We start from the raw sequence: 20,618 nt of genomic DNA on the forward strand, positions 1-20,618 counted from the left end.
CTGTCTGGGTCTTCAACCCGTTCAACGAACGCACCAAGGAAATTTATGGACTTCAAGCTCTCCGACGACTCGCTCGCCATGCAGGCGTCGACGCAGAAAGTGGTCAACGACTTGCTCAGGTACGAGCCGCACTTCCACGAGACAAACGAAGTGCATGCGGATGTGGACACCACCTTGCGGGAGATGGGCTACTACGGCTTGTCCATTCCTGAGGAGTTCGGCGGAACCCCTGTCGACAAAGTCACGTTGGCATTGGTCCAGATGGAGCTCGCGCGCATGCCGCCTCAGTTCTGGCCCTCCATTCGAAACGCATTAGGCCCCATTCCGCAATTGCTGCTCCTGCATGGCACATCGGCGCAGAAGGATGAATGGCTGCCGCGGATCGCGGCCGGCGCTACGGCCTGCTTCGCATTGACCGAGCCGGACGCGGGATCGGACGTCGGAGCGATGAGAACAACCGCCGTGAAGAAAGGAGACCGATGGGTCCTTAATGGCTCCAAGACATACATTTCAAACGCCGAACGCGGCGACTTGTTTCTGGTGTTTGCCAAGACCGACAACAGCAAAGGGCGCGATGGCGTGTCGGCTTTCTTTGTAGAGCCGAAAACTGCTGGCTTCAGCATGAGCAAGCCCATCCGCACCATGGGTTTCATGACTAACGGTGTGTACGGGCTAACCTTCGAGAACTGCGAGATCCCTGCTGAGAACTTGCTGGGGGAGGAGAATCGCGGCTTCTACTATGCCGTCTCAGGGTTGAATGAAGCCCGTGTGAATGTCGGCTGTCAAGCCCTGGGAGGCAGCCAGATTGCCTTTGAACACGCTTTGCAATATTCCAAAGATCGCGTGACGTTCGGCGAACCACTGTCGTCCCATCAAGTTCTGCAGCACATGCTGGCCGACATGGCAATGGAGCAGCATGCTGCGCGGATGCTGCTGCTGGATGCGGCATGGGGCCTGCAGACCGGCGTTGACGTGCGGTTGAAATCCTCTTACGCCAAAGTGTTCTGCACAGAAGTTGCAAATCGCATTGCGGACAAAGCCCTGCAGATTTTTGGAGGTGCGGGCTATATCAAGGGCATGGTGGTGGAGCGGGTCTACCGGGAGTTGCGAGTCATGCGGATTTTCGAGGGCGCAAACGAGATCCAGCGCAACATGATCGCAAAACAGTTGCTGAGGGATTAGCGGGAGAAGGCTCTGTGCGGCCAATGCAGATGATCAGTATCCGCATTGTGGATGACAGCTTGGCTGATTTTGACACCTGGATCTCACCGTACAAGGCGGCAGGCGCGCGTGATTGACGCAAGAAAATCGTCCACGTTGGACTGCATCGTTGGCGCTGCCGGTGTGGCGCATTTCCAGTAACTACTGCTCCCCCCGTAAAGCATCCACATCATGGACGAGCAACTTTTCGGTTAGCAGCGTCAACCTTACGATTCACTGACTCAGGCAATTGACCCGGGAGCAGTCCACGTCATTTGACGATGGTCCGACATAAATCAAAGGATGAGACAAATGAATTGCCACAGCACTTCTTCGAGCCGCCGTAACTTCCTTTTGAGCGTCGCCGCCGCCTCTCTGTCGCCGCTATCGTCCTTCGCCCAGGCGCCCGCCTGGCCTACCCGGCCTGTGAGGATCGTGGTGGGCACGGGCCCGGGCTCGGGGACCGACACGATCGCGCGTCTTCTTGCGCCGCGGCTGGAGGGAATCTGGAAGCAGCCAGTCATCGTGGAGAACAAGGCCGGCGCAGGCGGCATCGTCGGCACCGAGTACGCGCTGGCCGCGAACGACGGCCACACGCTTCTGATGGCCAGTCCGAGCATGCTCCTGGCGAAGTACACGACCCGCAATCTTCGCTTCGATCCCCTGACGGACCTGATACCGGTCTACCGTGTTTTCAACGCTCCGGTCGTGTTCGTTACCAATGCGAAAACGGCGCAGCGCGCGAAGACGATGGCCGAGTTGGTGGCGTTGAGCAAGTCCTCGCCGCAAGGAATTTTTTTTAGCGGAGCCGGCCGCGCGTCGTTCTTCGATCTCTCGATGGCACTTCTGGCGAAATCGATGGGGGTGCGCTATTCGGCGGTCGATTTCAACGGCATGGGGCCATTGACCCTCGCACTTCTGCGCGACGACACGCAACTCGCCCTCAGTGGGCATCTCGCGGTGAAGGGCCATATCGACCGGAAGGAGTTGCATGCGCTCGCGGTGGTCGACCGCAAGCGGCTCGCCGCCCTGCCGGACGTACCCACGCTCGAAGAAGCAGTTGGCTATAAGGGCTTCCTGCCCATATCGTGGGGCGGGATCTTCGTGCCTAAAGGCACGCCGGCGGCGGTGGCCAACATCATCGCGCGCGCCTTCGGCTCTTTGTATGCAGACGAACCGGCCCGCAAGTCGTTGGAGGCGCGCCTCTCAGGCACGTTGGTCCCATCGTCGCCGGCACAATTCGCCAGGGAATATGCGGAGGAGGCGGACGTGTGGAAGAACACGTTTGCAACGCTAGGGATCGTTCCGGAGTAACCGTGAATGTGCACAACGGGCCTACGCGCCTTAGCAACAGATCGGTCCGATCGGCCACCTGCGGACCTTATGGACACATGACCTGCCCAGGCGTGGTCGGGCTTTGACTAACGCGAGGCTCACCTGGGTCGCAAGCCCGCCCGTCCAGGCGAGAAAGTTCAATGGCCTCCTTCGGAGAATTTATGAACACTGAGTCGATCACGCGCGAGGAGTTGCACCACCGGAAAGTGGACGTCCGCTTCTTTCGTCGCAGCGACGCTTTATACGAGGTGGAGGGGCGGCTGGTCGACACCAAGACCCACCCTTTTCGTCGCATGCTGGCTGAGAAGGAGACGCCGCCTGGCGAGCACCTTCACGACATCACAGTTCGCCTCGTACTCGACTCGGATCTTCTGGTACACGCGGCGGATGCGGTGATGCGCGCCACGCCCTTCAGCATCTGCCCGGGAGCCGCACGTACCCTTGAGCCGCTAGTCGGTCTGAGCATTGGAGCGGGGTGGAACAAGCGCGTTCGCGAATTGCTCAGGGGCGCGGCGTCCTGCACGCACATCGTGGAGCTTCTGGGACCCATGGCGACCACCGCAATCCAGGGTCTTGCGCCGCAGCGGGCAGCGACGATCGGCGATCCTGGCAACGACGCGCAGCGACGCGCCTGGGTGGACAGTTGCTACGCGTTCGCGGCAGATCGGGAGGTTGCAGCGCGGCTGATGCAGCTCCCGCGAAAAGCAAAGCGCGGGGCGCCATGAATTCACAGCAAGGAATGTATGAGCAGTAGCAACCTGATCCGCCTCGGAAACACCGGCTTGCACGTCTCGCGCCTGTGTCTGGGAACCATGACGTTCGGCTCCAATGCCGACGAAAGCGAGTCTGTCGCAATCCTCGATGCGGCCACGGAGGCCGGCGTCAATTTCATCGACACTGCGAACCGATACCCCAGCGACGCGCCGGACGAGCGCAAGGGCTTGACCGAGGAGATCATCGGGCGATGGCTGAAGGGTCGCCGGCAACGCTTTATCGTCACGACCAAGGCCGGGGGCCCCATGGGCCCACTGCCATGGGACGCCGGTACGTCGCGCAAGCACCTCCTGGACGCGGTCGACGCGTCGCTCGCCCGGCTCGGCACCGATTACGTAGACCTTTTCCAGTTGCACCGGGACGATCCCTCCACGCCCCTTGACGAGACGCTCGAGGCGCTCGACACCATCGTGCGCAGCGGCCGGGCGCGCTACGTCGGCGTCTCCAACTGGGGCGCGTGGCGCATTGCGCGTGCGCTCGGGCGCAGCGAGGCACTTCAACTGGTGAAGCCCGTTACCGTACAGCCCCGCTACAACCTGCTGTTCCGCCAGTTCGAGCGCGACCTGTTTCCCATGTGTGAGGCGGAGAACCTCGCGACGCTCTGCTACAACCCTCTGGCCGGTGGCTTGCTGACGGGAAAGTATCTCAAGGGGGCGCCACCTGAGGCGGCGACGCGCTTCGGCGCAGGCAGCACTGCGGCTGCGTACAGGCAGCGGTACTGGCATGAAAAAGAGTTCGAAGCGGTTGGCCGAATCATGAACGTCGCCCACGGTGCAGGCATTTCTCCTGAACGGCTGGCGGTGGCTTGGCTGCTCGCTCAACGCGGCGTGACCTGCGCGGTCTTGGGGGTGAGTCGCGCGTCCCAGCTGTCGCAGGTGCTGCTCGCGGGCGATACGAAGTTGGATGAACAGGTCCTGGACCAGTTGGACACGATCACCCACGAGTTCCGACTTGGCGATGCGGCGCCCTTCTGATCTTGCGCTTTCATCTCTCTCAATAGCAGCCATCCAATGAAGATTGTCTTTCTCGACAGGGACACCCTGTCGCCCCAGACGCGTTTGCCTGCCTTCAGCTTTCAGCATGAGTTGCAGGTGTATGGCAGCACCGCCGAAGACGAGGTGGGAGTGCGCTTGCGCGATGCGGATGTGGTGATCACCAACAAGGTGAAACTCACGCGCCAGGCCCTGCGCGGCGCGCGCAATTTGCGAATGGTCGCCGTCGCAGCAACTGGAACCGACAACGTCGACTTGCAGGCATGCCGTGAGCTTGGTGTCGTCGTCAGCAACATCCGGAACTATGCGGTGCACACGGTTCCCGAGCACACCTTCGCGCTAATCTTTGCGTTGCGCCGAAGCATTTGCGCGTATCGAGATTCCGTCATCGCGGGACGCTGGCAAGAGGCCAGGCAGTTCTGCTTCTTCGACCATCCGATTCGCGATCTCGCCGGTGCGACCCTTGGCATCATCGGCGATGGTGTACTCGGTCAGGCGGTCGCTGCCATAGGCCGCTCACTCGGTATGACTGTTCTGTTCTCGGGATTCAAGGGTCGATCGGACCAGGGTACTTTGTACACGCCGTTTGAACAGACGCTGGAGCGGGCAGACATTCTGACGCTGCATTGCCCTTTGCTGCCGAAGACCCGCAACATGATCTCGGCGCGTGAGTTCGACATGATGCAGCGACGGCCGTTGTTGATCAACACAGCCCGCGGCGGACTTGTCGACGAGACTGCACTGGCCGAGGCGCTCGAGCGCGGACAGATCGGTGGCGCTGCCTTCGACGTGGTGTCAGTCGAACCGCCGCCTGGTGATCATCCCTTCATGAGACTGCTGCGGCGTCCTGACTTCATCCTCACACCGCACGTGGCCTGGGCCAGCGACGAGGCCGTCCAGGCATTGGCGGATCAGCTGGCTGCCAACATTGAAGCGTTTGCGCGTGGCGCTTCCGCCAACGTGGTGAGCTGAACCGTCGCGATGGCTTCGGGGTTCCTGGCCGCGCCGCTGACCTCGCGCGGCCTTGGCACCCACTTGTGCGGGCATCGAACGGACCAGACCCGTACGCGACGGACGCACGCGCGGATACCAGGCGGGTCGCGACGACGCCATCACGTTACGGCGATAGACCGGGCAGGCGACCCGGCTGTCGGCGTCCCGCTGCCTGCCTTCATGTCCGTGTGGCGCAGAGCGAATAGGGGTGGGCGAGGTCCATCTTGATCGCCTTCACCCAGCCTTCGTTTTGTTAGAAGTTGAAATCAAGGGAGGAGACTAATGAAGAAGCACTATGTCGCCGCACTGCTGGCGCTAGCTGCGCCAATCGCAGGCGCGCAGACCTCTGTCACCCTATATGGGTGGCGGACATCGGGTTCGAGTTCCTCAATCATGCCAATGCGAACGGCAACACGCTGACTCGTATGAATTCTGGCAATGTGTCCGGTTCCCGGTGGGGCTTGCGCGGCACAGAGGGTCTTGGCGGCACTATGAAGGCGATATTTGTCCTCGAAAACGGCTTCGATCTCGACACGGGAGTCATGAGCCAAGGTGGTCGTCTGTTCGGTCGCCAAGCCTTTGTCGGCCTCGAGGACCAATGGGGCCGGGTCACTCTTGGGCGCCAGCAGAGCGCGCTGTATGATCTTCTGATCAACTACGAACCGATGGTGCTGGCCGCGCGCTACTCGGCTCTCGGCATGGATCCGGCCCTGGTCGGTCGCTACGACAACACGGCAAAGTACACAGGGAAGTTCGGGCCTGTCACCGCGATCGCATTCTACAGCTTTGCGCGCGGCACCACGGTAACGGGCGCAACAGGGAGCGCCATTGCCGGCGAGACGCCCGGCGACGTCAAGAGCGATCGAGCCATGGGGGGCGGCCTGGAATACGCCAGCGGACCGTTCGGTGCGACCCTTATCTATGACCAGCAGCAGGGAACGCGAGGTATCACGGGGCAGAATTCGGATCAGACCGACCGGCGTATCGCGGCAGCGGCCAACTTTTCCTTCGGCAACTCGACGATCTTGGCGGGCTATCGCTGGTTTAATGGTGACATCGGCGGCTCGCGTCGCAATGACCTCTACTGGCTCGGCTACCGCTATAAAGCTACGCCAGCACTCACACTGACCGGGGCGGGCTATTACTTCAACAACAAGCGCAATGGCCAAGATCCCTGGGAACTGGTGGCCTCGGCCAACTATGCGCTTTCCAAGCGCACGGATGCATTCCTGACGGTGGGATATGTGCGGAACAAGGACAACTCGAACTTGGGCCTGAACGGATTTGGCAGTGCGATCACGCCAGGCGCGAGCCAGGTGGGAGCGTCGATGAGCGTTCGCCATAAGTTCTGAGTGCGCCGGGAGACCGGTAAGGAGTCCGTGGTGGAAGTCCACTACGACGAAGGAATAGCGAATTGCATCGACCCCGAGCCGTGCGCAGGCCACCGTGAGGTGGTCTGCGAAGCGCCGGTAGGGGAGCGTGCGGCCAGCCCTCAAGCTGCGATAGTTGTGTTGTTCCGGGTGCCGACGCGGTTCAGGACGCGGAAGGCAACATGAACAGGCGCGTGAACGCGAGTGCCTCGACGACCAGGCGTGGTCGAAGACCCTGGCACGCAGAGACGCTCCTTGCGCGGGAACCGGGAGATCCTCCCGACTGGCGATGTGCATTGGGCATGTCAGGCATGTCTGTCTTTGTATCGCCTAGGTAAGATGCGAGTACAGCCCATGACGATGTCCGATACTCGCGGCGGCATCGGTCATCTACTTCACCATATCCGTGCGTCGGTCCGAGAGCTACGCAGCATGGCATTGGTCGACTCGCAAGAGTTCGTAGAGGCTCGGCTAGCCAGGCAATTGCGGCAAGCACTGTTGACGGGTTCGTCCTTTGAAATCGCCGTAGCTCTAGCAAGCGGTGCGGAGCTGCAGATGTACCCTCGGGACGATGTCATGGATCGTTGTACCGCGACAGTTCAGGCGTCCGGCCACGCCGGCTTACGAGGTATCGTGTGGGCCGTACGACATCGTTGCGTACAGTCAAAGGCGCATCAGCTCCGATTTTCAATCGAGGCTGGAATCCGTTGGGCCGATTGGCCCTTTGGGAACGCTGCAAGCGAAGCAGACAGGAGCGTTTGCTCCAAAGCGCCGGCTCCCCCCTTTGTGCTCCCACCCGGTCCAACGCCATCAGCGTTGAGCCGCTAGCCGATGCCGTGTAAGCGCTATTTTCGGCAGCGACGGGGCGGCGTTTGGCAGGGCGAAGTTGAACGGAACAGCCTCGCGAGGGACGGTCGCAGACGCGCGGTGGTCCTGGTCAGCGTCAGCTTGTGACTGCAAACTGACATTGCCTGCAAAGAACCGAATGTCCGTTTCTGGCCGACAAGTGCCCCCCGCCGAGGCAGTGATTCATCAATGCTCCCGGCACTGCCTGCCATACCCCACTATGTCAAAATTCGTTTCCAGTCGAGCCGCTCCTTTGCCCGTGTTCGAGAATGGTCTGTCGCCAGAACAACGGCGACCGGGTTTAGCAGCCTGTGCACCGATCGACGGACAGTCCGCGCGAGCGGCTCTGTCCGTCGCGCCATCGAACGCCCATACCTGCGGGCGGGCCTTGGCGGGGGAGCCTTAAGGCTCGCCGGTTCCGTGCCCGGTCTGCTAACCCTGCCCTGTGCCCGCCCACCCCGATTAGCAGCGGACGACGACGGGCCTCCATCCCTTTAGCACGGAGGTCATTATGCAAAGCACTACCCCGGCTCCCCAAGAGCCCGTCCTGGCCCAGAAGCCAACGCAACTGGCGGAGAACCTTGCCAAGGCCCACCGCGTCCAGGCTCGTCGTCGCACCAAAGCTGCACCGCTGGTCCCCAGTTCGGTCATTACCCTTGAGGACCACATCCTTGAGATCACGAATGACATCCTGCGTGTTAGCGCGGGACTTGAATCCTTCCTGACCCTGCTTGACTTGCAGTGCGACACCACCACTCAAGGCGTCGGTCTGCATGCCTTGCTCTCGCCGCTCAGGAAGCAATTGGACGAAAGCGTTTGCCGCCTGCAGGCACTGGTCTGACTGGATCAACAACAGCAAACGGCGCGAGCCAGTTGGTCTCGCGCCGTCTCTTTGGTCTCTCAGGCAAACAAGAGATTCGGTTCAATTAGTCATCAGTAGGTGCCACGCCCACGGCCAACAGCATGGCGAGTGAGGCAGTGGCGCCGTAGGTCAACCAATACCCTCATCCTTCAGCGCCCGCTGCACCGCGGGGCGCGCGGCAACTCTCGACCGAAACGCTTGCAGCGCAGGCCAGCGTTCAAGCGACAGCTTGAAATGGCTAGGCCATCTCAGGATGGTGAACAGGTAGGCGTCGGCGACGCTGAACTGCCCCATCAGGTGGTCCTTGTCCGTGAGCTGCGGGGCCATCCAGTCGAACCGCTGTGACAGGCGTTCCCACGTCGCATCTTTCTGTTCCTGCGGCGTGTCGGGTTTCCAGAATGGCCCAAAGCCCTTGTGCAGTTCCGACGAAATGAAATTCAGCCATTCCTGCAAGCGATAGCGCTCAAGCGTATTGCACGCCGGAGCCAGCCCTTTTTCCGGGGCCTGGTCGGCGATGTACTGAAGCACCACAGCCGCCTCCGTCAGAAGATCGCCGTTATCGAGCGCCAGCGTCGGCACGTAGCCCTTGGCATTGAGGGTCTTGTAGTCAACGCCACGCTCGGTTTTGTGCGGCTGGGCGCGCAAGTCGACGCGCTCGGTGGAGAAGGGAAGGCCGGTCTCGATGAGGACAATATGTGGCGCGAGCGAGCATGCGCCGGGAGCGTAGTACAGCTTCATGATTCGTGTCTCCTTGACAGGGGGCGCCAGCGTAACAAGCGGGATGGCGCCGGCGCGGGACTTCGATCGCGTCATGACGCGGATACCTGCCGCCGGGCGCAAGTGGCTGGGCGCAGCGGCCAGCGCGGCCGGGCCCTTTGTGTAAGGTGTGTGGAAGATCGTGTGGGCGCCAGGTGTGATTTAGCAATCGACATGCCCGAGTCATCTCTGTCTGCCGGCTTGCCGGAGCCGGTGGCACGCCATTACGACGACGCCGCCGCGCACGCTGTGGCACCTGCAAAATGCAGCCTGCGGGCCACTCTGCAGCAGAAGGCTCGCTGTGTGAGGCGCCCTGAAGCACGGGTGCCTGCGCGCGCCGGAATGGATTGCAAGGCGCGTAGCAGAAATTGCCAGGGCGCGCTTCCGGCCTGCGGTCCCTGCGCCGGCACCTGGAGGCGGAGCCCTCGGGAATGTTCCTTGCAGCAGCGGTACTCCCAGTGACTTCGCCGGAGGTGGCTCCGGCTTCATGTGGAGGACACCATGAAAGCGGTTGTATTTCACGGTATCGGCGACATCCGGCTCGATGACGTGCCGGAGCCGGTAATCGAGCAGGATACCGACGCCATCGTGCGCCTGACCGCCAGTGCCATCTGCGGCACCGACCTGCACTTCGTGCGCGGCACCATGGAAGGGTTGGCGCCCGGCACCGTGCTCGGCCACGAGGGCGTGGGCGTGGTCGAGGCGCTTGGCAAAGGCGTGCGCAACCTCAGCGTGGGCGACCGGGTCGTGATCCCGTCCACCATTGCCTGCGGCTATTGCTCGTACTGCCGCGCCGGCTACTACGCGCAGTGCGACAACGCCAACCCGCACGGCAAGCAGGCTGGCACCGCCTTCTATGGCGGGCCCGAGCAGACCGGCCCGTTCCAGGGGCTGCAGGCAGAAAAGGCGCGGGTGCCGTTCGCCCACGTCAACCTGGTCAAGCTGCCGGACAACATCAGCGACGAGCAGGCGATCATGCTTTCCGACATTTTCCCGACCGGATATTTCGGCGCGGACCTGGCCAGCATCCATCCCGGCCACACGGTGGCGGTGTTCGGCTGCGGCCCGGTGGGGCAGTTCGTGATCGCTTCGGCGAGGCTGATGGGCGCGGGCCGCATCTTTGCCGTGGACGCGGTGCCGGACCGGCTTGACATGGCGCGCGCGCAGGGCGCCGAGGTAGTGAACTTCGATACCGAAGATCCGGTGGAGACCATCGTGCAGCTGACCGGCGGCATTGGCGTGGACCGGGCTATCGATGCCGTCGGCGTCGATGCCATGCACGCGCACCATGGTCCGGCGGCGCAAGATCCGACCATCCCGGACAGTGAGCAGGAGGCCGCGCGCCTGGCGCCGCATGCCCACCCGTCGGCGCAGGGCAACTGGGTCCCCGGCGACGCGCCCGCGCAGGCACTGGACTGGGCCATCCGCGCGCTGGCCAAGGCCGGCACGCTGTCGATCATCGGCGTGTATCCGCCCACCGACCGCAGTTTCCCGATCGGCGCGGCGATGAACAAGAACCTGACCGTGCGCATGGGCAACTGCAACCACCGCGCCTATATCCCGCGGCTGGTCGAACTGGTGCGCACCGGAGCGGTCGACCCGGCCGCCATCCTGACGCGGCGCGAGCCGATGACATCGGCGATCGAGGCCTACCAGGCCTTTGATTTGCGCCAGCCCGGCTGGATCAAGGTCGAACTGCAGCCGGGGTCGGTCCACTAGCCACGGCGCCTTGGGGTTCTCCGCCGCGCGAGCGGAGAACCTGTCTTGCCCTCCAGGGACGACAGCTATCCTGAGTCAAGCATTGAACGCCTGGCTTGCGGTCGCTGCGCGTGCCGCGCTTGGCAATCTATACGACCACGGTGGGTCGTCGCCCATCCATCAGTAATCCCATTGCACGGGCACGAAGCGAAAGACTTTGCCGTTCTTTGCAATGTGGCCGATGGACGGGAATGCGACATGGGCCGCGGCCAGCAGGGCGCCGGTTTCCGCGGCTTCGTTGAGCAGCGCGATACGGACGGCCACAGCCGCTTCGGGATCGTGCTCGAAGCCATTTTGCCATTCGGGGTGGTCGAAGCCGACTTCGAAAATCGCGTCGCCCACGAACGTCAGTTTCTCGCCGTTCGATGCGACGTCCACGACGCAGTGCCCTGGCGTGTGCCCGCCGGTTACGCGTGCCGACACGCCCGCGGCGACTTCCACTGCCTGGTCGAACGGCACGATGTTTTCGCTGTAGAGCTCCGCGAATCGTGCGGCAGCCTTGCGCAACGCCGGAGGGACCGCCTCCGGCATTACCGTCCTGCTGAAGTCCGGATTCTTCCAGAACGCCACTTCCGCCGCCGCTACGTGGATCCGCACGTCCGGGCGCAGTTTGGCCTTGACGCCATCCACGTTCAGTCCGCCGACGTGATCCATGTGCATATGGGTGATCACGATATCGGTGATCGCAGCCAGGTCGATACCCGCCGTTTCCAGGCGCATCACCGACCGACCGGCGCGCGTGAAATATTCAAAACCGTCGCCCACGCCCGAGTCGATCAGGATCAGGCGTTCGCCGCTGCGCACCAGCGCGATATTCAGCGCCCAGTCGAACATGTCACGTTGCAGGAAACGGCCATCGAACCATTCGTTGCGGTCCGCCTGGCTCACGTTGGTGGACATGGTAGAGGTCGGCAGCGGCAGAATGCCATCGCTGATCAGCACGACGTCGACGTCGCCCACGCGCACGGCGTAGCGGGATGGCACAAGTTCGCCGGAACCTTCTTTGCCAAGCCTGGCGGTAACCGGCTGCACATTGCGGGTGGTTTCGCTCATCTTCAGTAGTCCTGTCAATCGGGTGGGAAAGCCGCATCAGGCGGCAGGGCGTTCCGCTTCGTTGCGCGGACATGCTTCTCGACCGTCGCACGTCTTGTGCGACCATCGTTGCAACCGATTGTAGGCAGGGGGAGCGAACGCCAGTAGCCTCGCGGAGGCCTTCAGTATGTTGACCGAACGGAAACAATCCACGACGGACAGGCAATGAGAGGCAAAGCGAGCGGAAGGTATATTGAGCGACCGTCTGCAAGCCAAGCTCCATCGTTCGAAGCAGACGGCGTTCGCGTTGGCGCAAGGCAGACGGTCGATGACGAATGAGGAAGCGGCCAGAAGCAGGAGCGGCTGCCGTCGCCAGAGCGCTGTTTGATCCGCTGTAGCAGTGGCCGCAGGAAATCGGATCTCGATTTCCGCTGGCCTCGCTGTGTCAGCTATTCCCTTGCGGGAACGCCTGCCAGCCGTCAGGGCAGATGTCTTCCCGGCAGCAATCCGGCCGGTGCCCGTGCGTCCGCCCGTCGTGGCTGCTGGCTTGCGGCGCGGGTTCGTTGCTGGCCTGCCTTGGTGGCACGGCTGTCGGCAGCAAAGCCACGGTTGCCGCTGGCCTGGCCCGGCTCGGAGAAAGCGCCGATCCTGACTACTTCGCCCATCCCACCGACGATATGCTGCGCATGGGCGGTGCCCGCGGTTGCCAGCACGGCCACGACCGTCACGAAAAGCGAGCAGATCCTCGTCATAAGTTCTCCGGCCTCGGGCCTGGTGGGTCAGTGGCCAGCGCTGGCCGCGTCATGTTGGCTGCGGAGAATAGCGCAAACCGATCGCCGTGTTTGTAATGGATTGTTAGCGGCAAAACCCTGAGCCAAAGCGATTGCGAGAGGCCGGTCCGCTTGCCTTGTCATCCCTATCGTTCAGGCACATCAGTACAGCCGCAGGCCAGGGAGGGCGTGCGCAGATCGGTCATGGCGCGGCGCCATTCGGTAGCCCCGCATCACCAGGGCGTTCTGCGCCAACCCTGTCCAGTCGCCACCAGCTTAGAACCGATGCCGCATGCCGGCGCCTATCGTCTCGGCATGCGGCTGCCCCGTCAAGCGGTCGTAGAAATACGCGACATACAGGTCGGTCCGCTTCGACAAGTTGTAGTCATAGGCAACGGCGGCCGAATGCCGGCCCATCCCGGCCACATCGTTGCGTGTGCTGCCATAGGCGTACGAGGTCAACACGTTGCCAGCCCCGACAGGAATCGACACGCCGACCTGCCCGTTGGCGTGCCGGATATCGCCCTGCGCGCCGTTGACCGCGGTAAGGATGTACTGTGCCTGCCCGAACAGCTTGGCGACACCGAAGTCATAGCTGACGCCAAGCTGCGCCGCGGTCTGCTTGTCGAAGCCGGTGAGCGCCGCGGGGGTCGTGACGTCGCCGGGCACGGTGTTGAACCCGACCTGCTGGAACGCGGCTGTGGCGGCAAAGCCGCCGGCAAAGTAAGTGAGATTGCCGCCCCATTTGTTCTGGCCGGTGCTGCCCGGCTGCTCGCCGAACGCATAGATCAGGTTCACGGTCAGGCCGCCGGCCGTTGGCGACGAATACACGACCGAGTTCGACCACCCCGAATCGCCGACGATGCCGGGGTCGAACACGCGTCCGTCGGAGGCCGTCTTGTAGGTGTGAAAGATCGATGGGCCGAATTGGTAGGAATCGACCAGCGGATTGAACAGGATCGTCGACAGGAAGTATGGCGTGGTATTGCGGCCGAGCCGCACTGTGCCGTACTGCGACGATTGCAGGCCGGCATAGGCGCTGCGCGTCAGGAAGCCGTCGGTGTCGGAGCGACCGGAGCGCCCCATGTCGACCCGGTAGAAGCCATTCAGGTCGAAGATGGCCTTGAGCCCGTCGCCCAGCTCTTCGGTGCCCCGCATGCCCCAGTACGAGGTCTGCATGCCGCCCGCGCCGAGGATCGGGCTACGCTCGCCGCCCGCGGCGCGGGTGCTGCCGACGAAGGCGTCGACCTGGCCGTAAAGGCTAACGCCCGCTTGGGCCAGTGCAGGCTGCGCAAGGCTGGCGGCCATGGCGGCTGTCGCCAGGGCCCGGTCTTTCAGATGCATGGTCTCCTCCGATTGTTTTCAGTTGGTGGGGTGTGGGAAGGCTTGCAGCCGACGTGCCGCGAGTTGCGCCCGATAGGCCGCCATGTCCGCGATCGGCCGGCGCGCGACGCCGGCCTCGATGGCCGCCTGGGCGACCGCGGGCGCCAGGCGGTGCGTGGGGCTGCGGTGATAGGCGAGGGCGCTTTGCTTGAAGGCGTCGTCCATGGCGGGGATTCAGGAAAATCGGGAAAAGGGGGCCGCCGCCCGTGCATGACGGGCGAGAGGCTGGGAAACGGTTGGTGGTGGAGACCTAGGCGGCGATACCGCCGTGCTGGCCGGACCAGCGTGGCGGGTCTGCCAGGAAGGCTTGCAGCTCGGCGAGGTGTGCTGCTGCGACTTCGCGGACATCGCGCGCCGCGTCGAGGATGTCGCGCCACGTAGCCAGGGCATGGACGTCCGGCCGCCAGCGGGACAGGGCCGCCTGCGTCGGGAACGTGCCGTAGTCGAACAGGACCAGGAGGTCCTGCACGACCGCGCCGGCGTCGGACAGTGCCGCGCAGAAGATCGCCTTGGACCGGCCCGCAGCCATCATGTCGTCGACCAGCAGCACGCGGTCGCCGGCGTGGAGGTCGCCGACGACCTGGGCGGCGGGGCCGAGGCCGCGGGCTTCCTTGCGCACGTAGACCAGCGGCAGGTCAAGCGCTTCGGCGACCCACGCGGCGAACGCGATACCACTCGATTCCGCGCCGGCGACCACGTCGATGCTTTGCAGACGGCCGCGCTCGCGCAACAATTGCAGGCCGCGCTGCAACAGCGCGCGACGCAAGGCCGGGTAGGAGATCAGCCGGCGGCAATCGATATAGACCGGGCTGGCCCAACCCGAGGGCAGGCGGAATGGCTCGTCGCCGCGGAAGCGAACGCAGCCGGCCTCGAGCAGCGCTCGTCCGACCGATTTCTGGAGCGTGAGCGCATTGCGATGGCGGTGCATGAAGACGCCCCCGTTCATGGCTTGCCCTCCAGCTTGTCGGGACGCGGCCGGATCAGCGTTTCGGGGCGCAAGGCTTCGTCGAGCGCCTCGGCGGTCATCAGGCCCCGTGCCAGTACCACTTCGCGTATGGTGGTGCCCCGGGCATGGGCCTCGGCGGCGACCGAGGTCGCGTTCTTGTACCCGATCACGGGATTGAGCGCCGTCACCAGTGCGATCGAACGCTCGATGGTCTCGCGCAGGCGTTCAGGGTTGGCGGTAATGCCGTCGACGCATTTTTGTGCCAGCGTCACGCAGCCATTGGTCAAATGCCGGAAGCTGCGCAGCAGGCTCGCGGCGATGACCGGCTCGAACGCATTGAGCTGCAACTGGCCGGCCTCGGCGGCAAAGGTGATGGTGATGTCGTTGCCGAAGACTTCGAAGGCGATCTGGTTCACGACTTCCGGGATGACCGGGTTGACCTTGCCCGGCATGATCGACGATCCCGCCTGCATCGGCGGCAGGTTGATCTCGCCGAAGCCGGCGCGCGGCCCGCTCGACAACAGCCGCAAGTCATTGCAGGTCTTGGACAGCTTGACGGCGATGCGCTTGAGCACGCCCGAAATCTGCACGAAGGCGCCGCAATCCTGCGTGGCTTCCACCAGGTTGGGGGCCAGGCACAGGTCGATGCCGGTGATCCGCCGCAATGCGGACAAGGCCTTGGGCGCGTAGTCCGGATGCGCAGTAATGCCGGTGCCGATCGCGGTCGCGCCGAGGTTGATCTCGCGGATCAGCAGGGCGGTTTCGCGCAGGCGCGCCATGTCCTCCTCGAGCATGACCGCATACGTGGAGAACTCCTGGCCGAGCGTCATCGGCACCGCATCCTGCAACTGGGTGCGGCCGAGCTTAAGCAGGCCGGAGAATTCATTCGACTTGCGGTCAAAGGCAGCGCGCAGGGTTTCCATCGCTTCCAGCAGGTGCCCGATGGCAAAGTCGGTGGCAATGCGCAGCGCCGTGGGATAGACGTCGTTGGTGCTCTGCGCCATGTTCACGTGCTCATTCGGGTGCAGGAACTGGTATTCGCCCTTGCGGTGCCCCATGTGTTCCAGCGCGCGGTTGCAGATGACCTCGTTGGCATTCATGTTCGTCGACGTGCCGGCGCCGCCCTGGATCGTGTCGACAATGAACTGGTCGTGCAGCATGCCTTCGCGCACGTCATGGCAGGCAGCCAGGATGGCGTCGCGCAGGTCGGCCGGCAACAGGCCGAGTTCGGCATTGGCCTCGGCGGCGGCCTGCTTGACCGAGGCCAGCGCAATGATCAGTTCCGGCCATGAGGAGATGGGGGTGCCGCTGATCTGGAAGTTCTCCCAGGCGCGCAGGGTGTGGACGCCGTAGTAGGCGTCGGCCGGCACCTGGCGTTCGCCAAGCAGGTCGGCTTCGGTGCGATAGGTATGGGTCATGATGCGATCCGATAAGGGGGATGGTCCGGCCAGGCGAGCGTCCATGGCAGCGTCTCGCCGAAAAGGAACGGGCGGATGCGGCGGCCGTCCGGCAAATCGATCTGCTCCGACACATGCGTGGGGCTGCGGTGCAAGGTGATGGTCTGCTGGTTCGGCGGCATGCCGTAGAAGCGCGCGCCGTTGTCGCTGGCGAAGGTTTCGAAGCGATCCAGTGCCCCTTCCTCGTCGAACACGGTCAGGTAGGCCTGCAGCGCGACGGGCGCACTGAAGATGCCGGCGCAACCGCATGCGGATTCCTTGGCGCCGGTGTCATGCGGCGCCGAATCGGTGCCGAGAAAAAATGCCGGCGAGCCCGAGGTGGCGGCGCGCCGCAGCGCCAGCCGGTGCCGCTCGCGCTTCAGTACCGGCAGGCAATATTGGTGCGGCCGGATGCCGCCAGCGAACATGGCATTGCGGTTGAACATCAGGTGCTGCGGCGTGATGGTGGCTGCCAGCCTGCCGCTGGGGTCGCGCATGACGAAGTCGGCGGCCTCGGCGGTGGTGATGTGTTCCAGCACCACTTTCAAACGCGGGTAGCGGGCCAGCAATGGCCGCAGCGTGGCGTGCAGGAAGACGGCTTCGCGGTCAAAGACATCGACCGCCGGATCGGTGCTTTCGCCATGGATCAGCAGCGGCATGCCGATGTCCTGCATGACAGCCAGCACGCCGGCGATGCGCTCGATCGACGTCACGCCGTATTCGGAGTGGGTGGTGGCGCCGGCGGGATACAGCTTTGCGGCGACAAAGGCACCGGCATCAAAGCCGGCGCGGATGTCCGCCGGATCGGTGGTGTCGCACAGGTAGCAGGTCATCAGCGGCGTGAACTCGGACCCCGGCGGCAATACGCCAAGGATACGTTCACGATAGGCCATGGCGGCTTCCGCGGTGGTCACCGGCGGCTTCAGGTTGGGCATCACGATGGCACGGCCGAACTGGCCGGCCGACGCCGGGAGCACCGCGTGCAGCAGGTCGGCGTCGCGCAGGTGCAGGTGCCAGTCGTCCGGGCGGCGGATGGTCAGGGTCTGCACGGTCATGCCTGTCCCCCGGATGGAATGCCTTCAAGTGCCCGATACATGACTTGCGTGCCGAGCATGAAATCGTCCAGGTCCATCGCCTCGTCCGGATTGTGCGATCCGTGCTCGTTGCGTACGAAGAGCATGGCGGTGGGAATGCCGGCATTGGCGAACAGCGAGGCATCGTGCCCGGCGCCGCTCGGCACCATCTCGACCGGCACGCCGGCGCCGGCACACGCGTCGCGCAACAGGGCCGACAGCGCCGGGTCCATCGTCGCCGGCGCCGATTCGATGCGGCGGTCGAACTCGAAATGCACGCCACGGTCGCGGCCGATGGCCTTGCATTCCGTGCGCAGCAACTGGTAGAAGCCTTCCAGCGTGTCCACGCTCTTGCTGCGCGCCTCGAAGCTGAAACCGACCTTGCCCGGAATCCGGGAAATCGAATGCTCGGCGGGATCGGTGGACACGATTCCCGTGGTCACCACCAGGTCGATGCCGCGTTCCAGCAGCACCTTCCAGTGTTCGTCGAGGCGCGTGATCAGTTCGGCCACGGCAAACATCGCATCCTTGCGCAGCCAGCGCGGCACGGCGCCGGAATGGCCGGCTTCGCCGAGGCAGGTGATCAGGTTGTGCCGCACGTTGCCGCGAATGCCGGGCACCACCGCCACCGGCAGCTTGCGTGCCACCATCACCGGACCTTGTTCGATATGCAGTTCAAGAAATGCTGCCGCCGCGGCGCGGTCGAACAAGGGTTGCTGTGCGGCAATGGCCTCGATGTCCGCGCCCGCGGCCGCCATGCACTCCGCGAGCGCCTTGCCGGAACTGCGGTGCTTCAGCGCCAGGTCGTAGTTGGTCAGCTTGCCCAGCGCGGCGCCTGATCCCATGTAGGCTTTGCCAAACCAGGCGCTTTCCTCGCCACGGAAGGCGATGACGCGCAGCGGTGCGGCACCCGAGACGCCTTGCGTCTTTCGCGCGAGCAGGCACAGCAGGCCGGCGACAATCCCCGCCAGGCCGTCGAAGTTGCCGCCCTGGGGAACGGAATCGATATGCGAGCCGACCCATGCGGCAGGCGCGCCAGCGTCCTCGTCGGGCAGGGTGAAGACAAGGTTCGCGGCCCGGTCGCTCTGCACTTGCAGCCCGTGCTTCCCGGCAAAGCGCCGCAGGTAGTCGACCGCTGCCGATTCGCCGGCACCATAGCTGTCGCGGGTAATGCCGACGCCATCGAACGACAGCGCGCCGATGTCTGCGAACAACTGCTCGGCCAGCGGCTTGAGTTCCAGGATGTCCATGGCTACGTCCCGTTGCTCAACCCGACTGCTGGGCAAAGCGCAGCCAGCGGTCGCTGAGCTGGCGGTCGAGGATCACCTGCCCGGTCAGGTCGCGGATCGAGGCGACGCCAGCCTGGTCGCAATACGCCCCGAGCCCGTCGATGATCTTCTGCATGACCGCAGGGTCCCGGAACGAGGCGGTGCCGACCTGGATCGCGGACGCGCCTGCCAGCATGAATTCGACCGCGTCATCGGCGCTCTGGATGCCGCCGCAGCCAATGATGGGAATGCGCACGGCGCGATAGCACTGGTGCACCAGCCGCAGCGCAATCGGCTTGATCGCGGGCCCGGACAGGCCGCCCATCACATTGCCCAGCTTGGGCTTGCGCGTGCGGATATCGATCGCCATGCCCAGCACGGTGTTGCCCATCACGATCGCATCGGCGCCGGCTTCCTCGGCCGCGCGGGCCACCGCGGCGATATTGCCGGCGTTGGGCGTCAGCTTGACCCAGAACGGGTGCCGGGTGCGGCGACGGATGGCGGAAACTGCCTTGTAGGTGGTCTCGGGAAGCATGGCGAAGGCCATGCCGTCCGCTTCCAGGTTGGGGCACGAGATGTTGGCTTCGATCACGTCCACTTCCGGCAATGACATCTCTTCGCAAGCGGCGGCAAACTCATCGGCGGTATCGGCGGAAATCGATACCACCACCGGGGTGTCGTACTCCGTATAGGCGGGCAGGACTTCCTTGCGGTAGTAATCGAGTCCCTTGCTCGGGATGCCGATCGAGTTGAGCATGCCGCTGAAGGTCTCAGCCACGCGTGGCGTGGGGTTGCCCGCGCGCGGCTTCGGCGAGACGCTCTTGATGACCAGCGCGCCAAGCTGGTTGAGATCCATCGCCTCGCGGTACTCGATGGCGAAGCAGCCGGATGCGGGCATCACGGGGTTGCGCAACGTCAGGTCGCCAACCCGGACAGTCAGATTAGCCAAATTCCACCTCCCCAACCACTTCACGAATCTTGAAAACGGGACCCTCGCGGCAGACGCGCAGGAACTGCTTGTCGCCGTCGCAATCGAACAGCCGCACGCACGACAGGCACACGCCCATGCCGCACGCCATGCGCTGCTCCATGGCAACTTCGCCCTGGATGCCGGGATGGTCCTGCAGCACGCGCTGCAGCAGCATCAGCAGGCGATGCGAGCCGCAGGTGTAGACCGCATCGGGGCGTTGCGTGTCGATCAGGCGGCGGGCCAGGGCCTCGACCGCCTCGACCGAAGAGGTGCCGTCGGCATCGAGCACGGCGTGCACCTCGGCGCTGGCGCCGCGCAGGAATTCCTTCTCCATCAGGTCGCCCGCGCTACGCGCCGACATGATCGCGGTAATGGCGGTGCCGGCCTCGGCGGCCTGGCGGATCAACGGCGCCATCGTTGCCAGTCCGACGCCGCGCGCGACCACGAGGATGCGCCGGAACGACGGCTTGAACGAGAAGGTATTGCCGAGCGGGCCGACGATATCCAGATGGCCGTCAACCGGCAGGGTCGCCATCGCCCGCGTGCCGACGCCGGTGACGTTGTAGAGGAATTCGATGCGCCCGCTTTCCGGGCCGGCGCCATAGACGCTCATCGGCCGCAGCAGGAACGGCTGCGCGTCGGCAGTGGCGGGGCAAGCTAGCTGGTAGAACTGCCCGGGCCGGGTCAGCGGCGCGATCGGGGCATCCGCTTGCAGCCGGAGGTACTTGTAGCGCTGATTGACCCAGTAATGTTCAACGATCCGACAGCGATAGGAGGCTACGGTAGCCGCGGAATCCGCGCTACACACAGTGGCACACATGTTGGTGACTCCTGAGGATGGTGCTGCGCCGGAC

19 protein-coding genes are annotated in these 20,618 nt (G+C 64.0%); 8 read left to right on the forward strand and 11 right to left on the reverse strand.

All coding sequences use genetic code 11. The features are described from left to right. Nucleotides 1-45 precede the first annotated feature (45 nt). From E5S69_RS23380 to E5S69_RS23410, 7 genes are all read left to right on the forward strand, one after another. Nucleotides 46-1,182, forward strand: a complete 1,137-nt coding sequence (locus E5S69_RS23380; RefSeq protein WP_171516975.1) for an acyl-CoA dehydrogenase family protein — start codon at nucleotides 46-48, stop codon at nucleotides 1,180-1,182. 330 nt (nucleotides 1,183-1,512) lie between these two features. Continuing rightward, nucleotides 1,513-2,514 carry a Bug family tripartite tricarboxylate transporter substrate binding protein gene (locus E5S69_RS23385; RefSeq protein WP_171516976.1) on the forward strand — a complete coding sequence of 334 codons (1,002 nt, stop codon included), beginning with the start codon at nucleotides 1,513-1,515 and terminating at the stop codon, nucleotides 2,512-2,514. Nucleotides 2,515-2,696: 182 nt separating this feature from the next. Then, nucleotides 2,697-3,260, forward strand: a complete 564-nt coding sequence (locus tag E5S69_RS23390) for a DUF2889 domain-containing protein (protein ID WP_171516977.1) — start codon at nucleotides 2,697-2,699, stop codon at nucleotides 3,258-3,260. An 18-nt stretch (nucleotides 3,261-3,278) separates the two neighbouring features. After that, nucleotides 3,279-4,283 carry an aldo/keto reductase gene (locus tag E5S69_RS23395; protein WP_171516978.1) on the forward strand — a complete coding sequence of 335 codons (1,005 nt, stop codon included), beginning with the start codon at nucleotides 3,279-3,281 and terminating at the stop codon, nucleotides 4,281-4,283. Between the two features lie 36 nt (nucleotides 4,284-4,319). Further along, nucleotides 4,320-5,273 (forward strand): D-2-hydroxyacid dehydrogenase, encoded by a 954-nt coding sequence (locus E5S69_RS23400; protein WP_171516979.1) that lies wholly within the window; start codon nucleotides 4,320-4,322, stop codon nucleotides 5,271-5,273. A 383-nt stretch (nucleotides 5,274-5,656) separates the two neighbouring features. Further along, the gene (locus E5S69_RS23405; protein WP_336510611.1) at nucleotides 5,657-6,646 is read left to right on the forward strand and encodes a porin; all 990 of its coding nucleotides are present in this window, start codon (nucleotides 5,657-5,659) and stop codon (nucleotides 6,644-6,646) included. Nucleotides 6,647-8,021: 1,375 nt separating this feature from the next. Beyond that, entirely contained in the window at nucleotides 8,022-8,351 is a 330-nt protein-coding gene (locus E5S69_RS23410) for a DUF1484 family protein (RefSeq protein ID WP_171516980.1), read from the forward strand. 150 nt (nucleotides 8,352-8,501) lie between these two features. On the opposite strand, the gene gstA is transcribed toward E5S69_RS23410, so the two are convergent. After that, the gene (gene gstA / locus E5S69_RS23415; RefSeq protein ID WP_171516981.1) at nucleotides 8,502-9,110 is read right to left on the reverse strand and encodes a glutathione transferase GstA; all 609 of its coding nucleotides are present in this window, start codon (nucleotides 9,108-9,110) and stop codon (nucleotides 8,502-8,504) included. 519 nt (nucleotides 9,111-9,629) lie between these two features. On the opposite strand from gstA, the gene E5S69_RS23420 reads away from it, so the two are divergent. Then, entirely contained in the window at nucleotides 9,630-10,847 is a 1,218-nt protein-coding gene (locus E5S69_RS23420) for a zinc-dependent alcohol dehydrogenase (RefSeq protein ID WP_171516982.1), read from the forward strand. Nucleotides 10,848-11,006: 159 nt separating this feature from the next. On the opposite strand, the gene E5S69_RS23425 is transcribed toward E5S69_RS23420, so the two are convergent. The 10 genes from E5S69_RS23425 to E5S69_RS23470 form a co-directional block, all read right to left on the reverse strand. Then, entirely contained in the window at nucleotides 11,007-11,939 is a 933-nt protein-coding gene (locus E5S69_RS23425) for an MBL fold metallo-hydrolase (protein ID WP_171516983.1), read from the reverse strand. 458 nt (nucleotides 11,940-12,397) lie between these two features. Beyond that, nucleotides 12,398-12,670 (reverse strand): hypothetical protein, encoded by a 273-nt coding sequence (locus tag E5S69_RS23430; protein WP_171516984.1) that lies wholly within the window; start codon nucleotides 12,668-12,670, stop codon nucleotides 12,398-12,400. Nucleotides 12,671-12,964: 294 nt separating this feature from the next. Beyond that, a complete protein-coding gene (locus tag E5S69_RS23435) occupies nucleotides 12,965-14,032 on the reverse strand; it encodes a porin (RefSeq protein ID WP_171516985.1) in 1,068 nt (355 codons plus the stop codon). An 18-nt stretch (nucleotides 14,033-14,050) separates the two neighbouring features. Further along, nucleotides 14,051-14,236 (reverse strand): hypothetical protein, encoded by a 186-nt coding sequence (locus E5S69_RS23440; protein WP_171516986.1) that lies wholly within the window; start codon nucleotides 14,234-14,236, stop codon nucleotides 14,051-14,053. A gap of 85 nt (nucleotides 14,237-14,321) precedes the next feature. After that, on the reverse strand, nucleotides 14,322-15,017 hold the full coding sequence (locus E5S69_RS23445) for an orotate phosphoribosyltransferase (protein ID WP_236901418.1): 696 nt from the start codon (nucleotides 15,015-15,017) through the stop codon (nucleotides 14,322-14,324). Further along, entirely contained in the window at nucleotides 15,014-16,435 is a 1,422-nt protein-coding gene (gene aspA / locus E5S69_RS23450; RefSeq protein WP_171516987.1) for an aspartate ammonia-lyase, read from the reverse strand. The genes E5S69_RS23445 and aspA overlap by 4 nt, the downstream gene beginning before the upstream one ends. After that, nucleotides 16,432-17,508, reverse strand: a complete 1,077-nt coding sequence (pyrC, locus tag E5S69_RS23455) for a dihydroorotase (RefSeq protein WP_171516988.1) — start codon at nucleotides 17,506-17,508, stop codon at nucleotides 16,432-16,434. Before pyrC ends, aspA begins: the two co-directional genes overlap by 4 nt. Next, nucleotides 17,505-18,776 (reverse strand): Zn-dependent hydrolase, encoded by a 1,272-nt coding sequence (locus E5S69_RS23460; protein ID WP_171516989.1) that lies wholly within the window; start codon nucleotides 18,774-18,776, stop codon nucleotides 17,505-17,507. The genes pyrC and E5S69_RS23460 overlap by 4 nt, the downstream gene beginning before the upstream one ends. Nucleotides 18,777-18,792: 16 nt before the next feature. Next, nucleotides 18,793-19,743 carry a dihydroorotate dehydrogenase gene (locus E5S69_RS23465; protein WP_171516990.1) on the reverse strand — a complete coding sequence of 317 codons (951 nt, stop codon included), beginning with the start codon at nucleotides 19,741-19,743 and terminating at the stop codon, nucleotides 18,793-18,795. After that, nucleotides 19,736-20,584, reverse strand: coding sequence for a dihydroorotate dehydrogenase electron transfer subunit (locus E5S69_RS23470; RefSeq protein ID WP_171516991.1), 849 nt, complete (start codon nucleotides 20,582-20,584; stop codon nucleotides 19,736-19,738). The genes E5S69_RS23465 and E5S69_RS23470 overlap by 8 nt, the downstream gene beginning before the upstream one ends. Nucleotides 20,585-20,618: the final 34 nt, after the last annotated feature.

This window comes from Cupriavidus necator (genome assembly GCF_013141915.1).
GTDB lineage: Bacteria > Pseudomonadota > Gammaproteobacteria > Burkholderiales > Burkholderiaceae > Cupriavidus > Cupriavidus necator_B.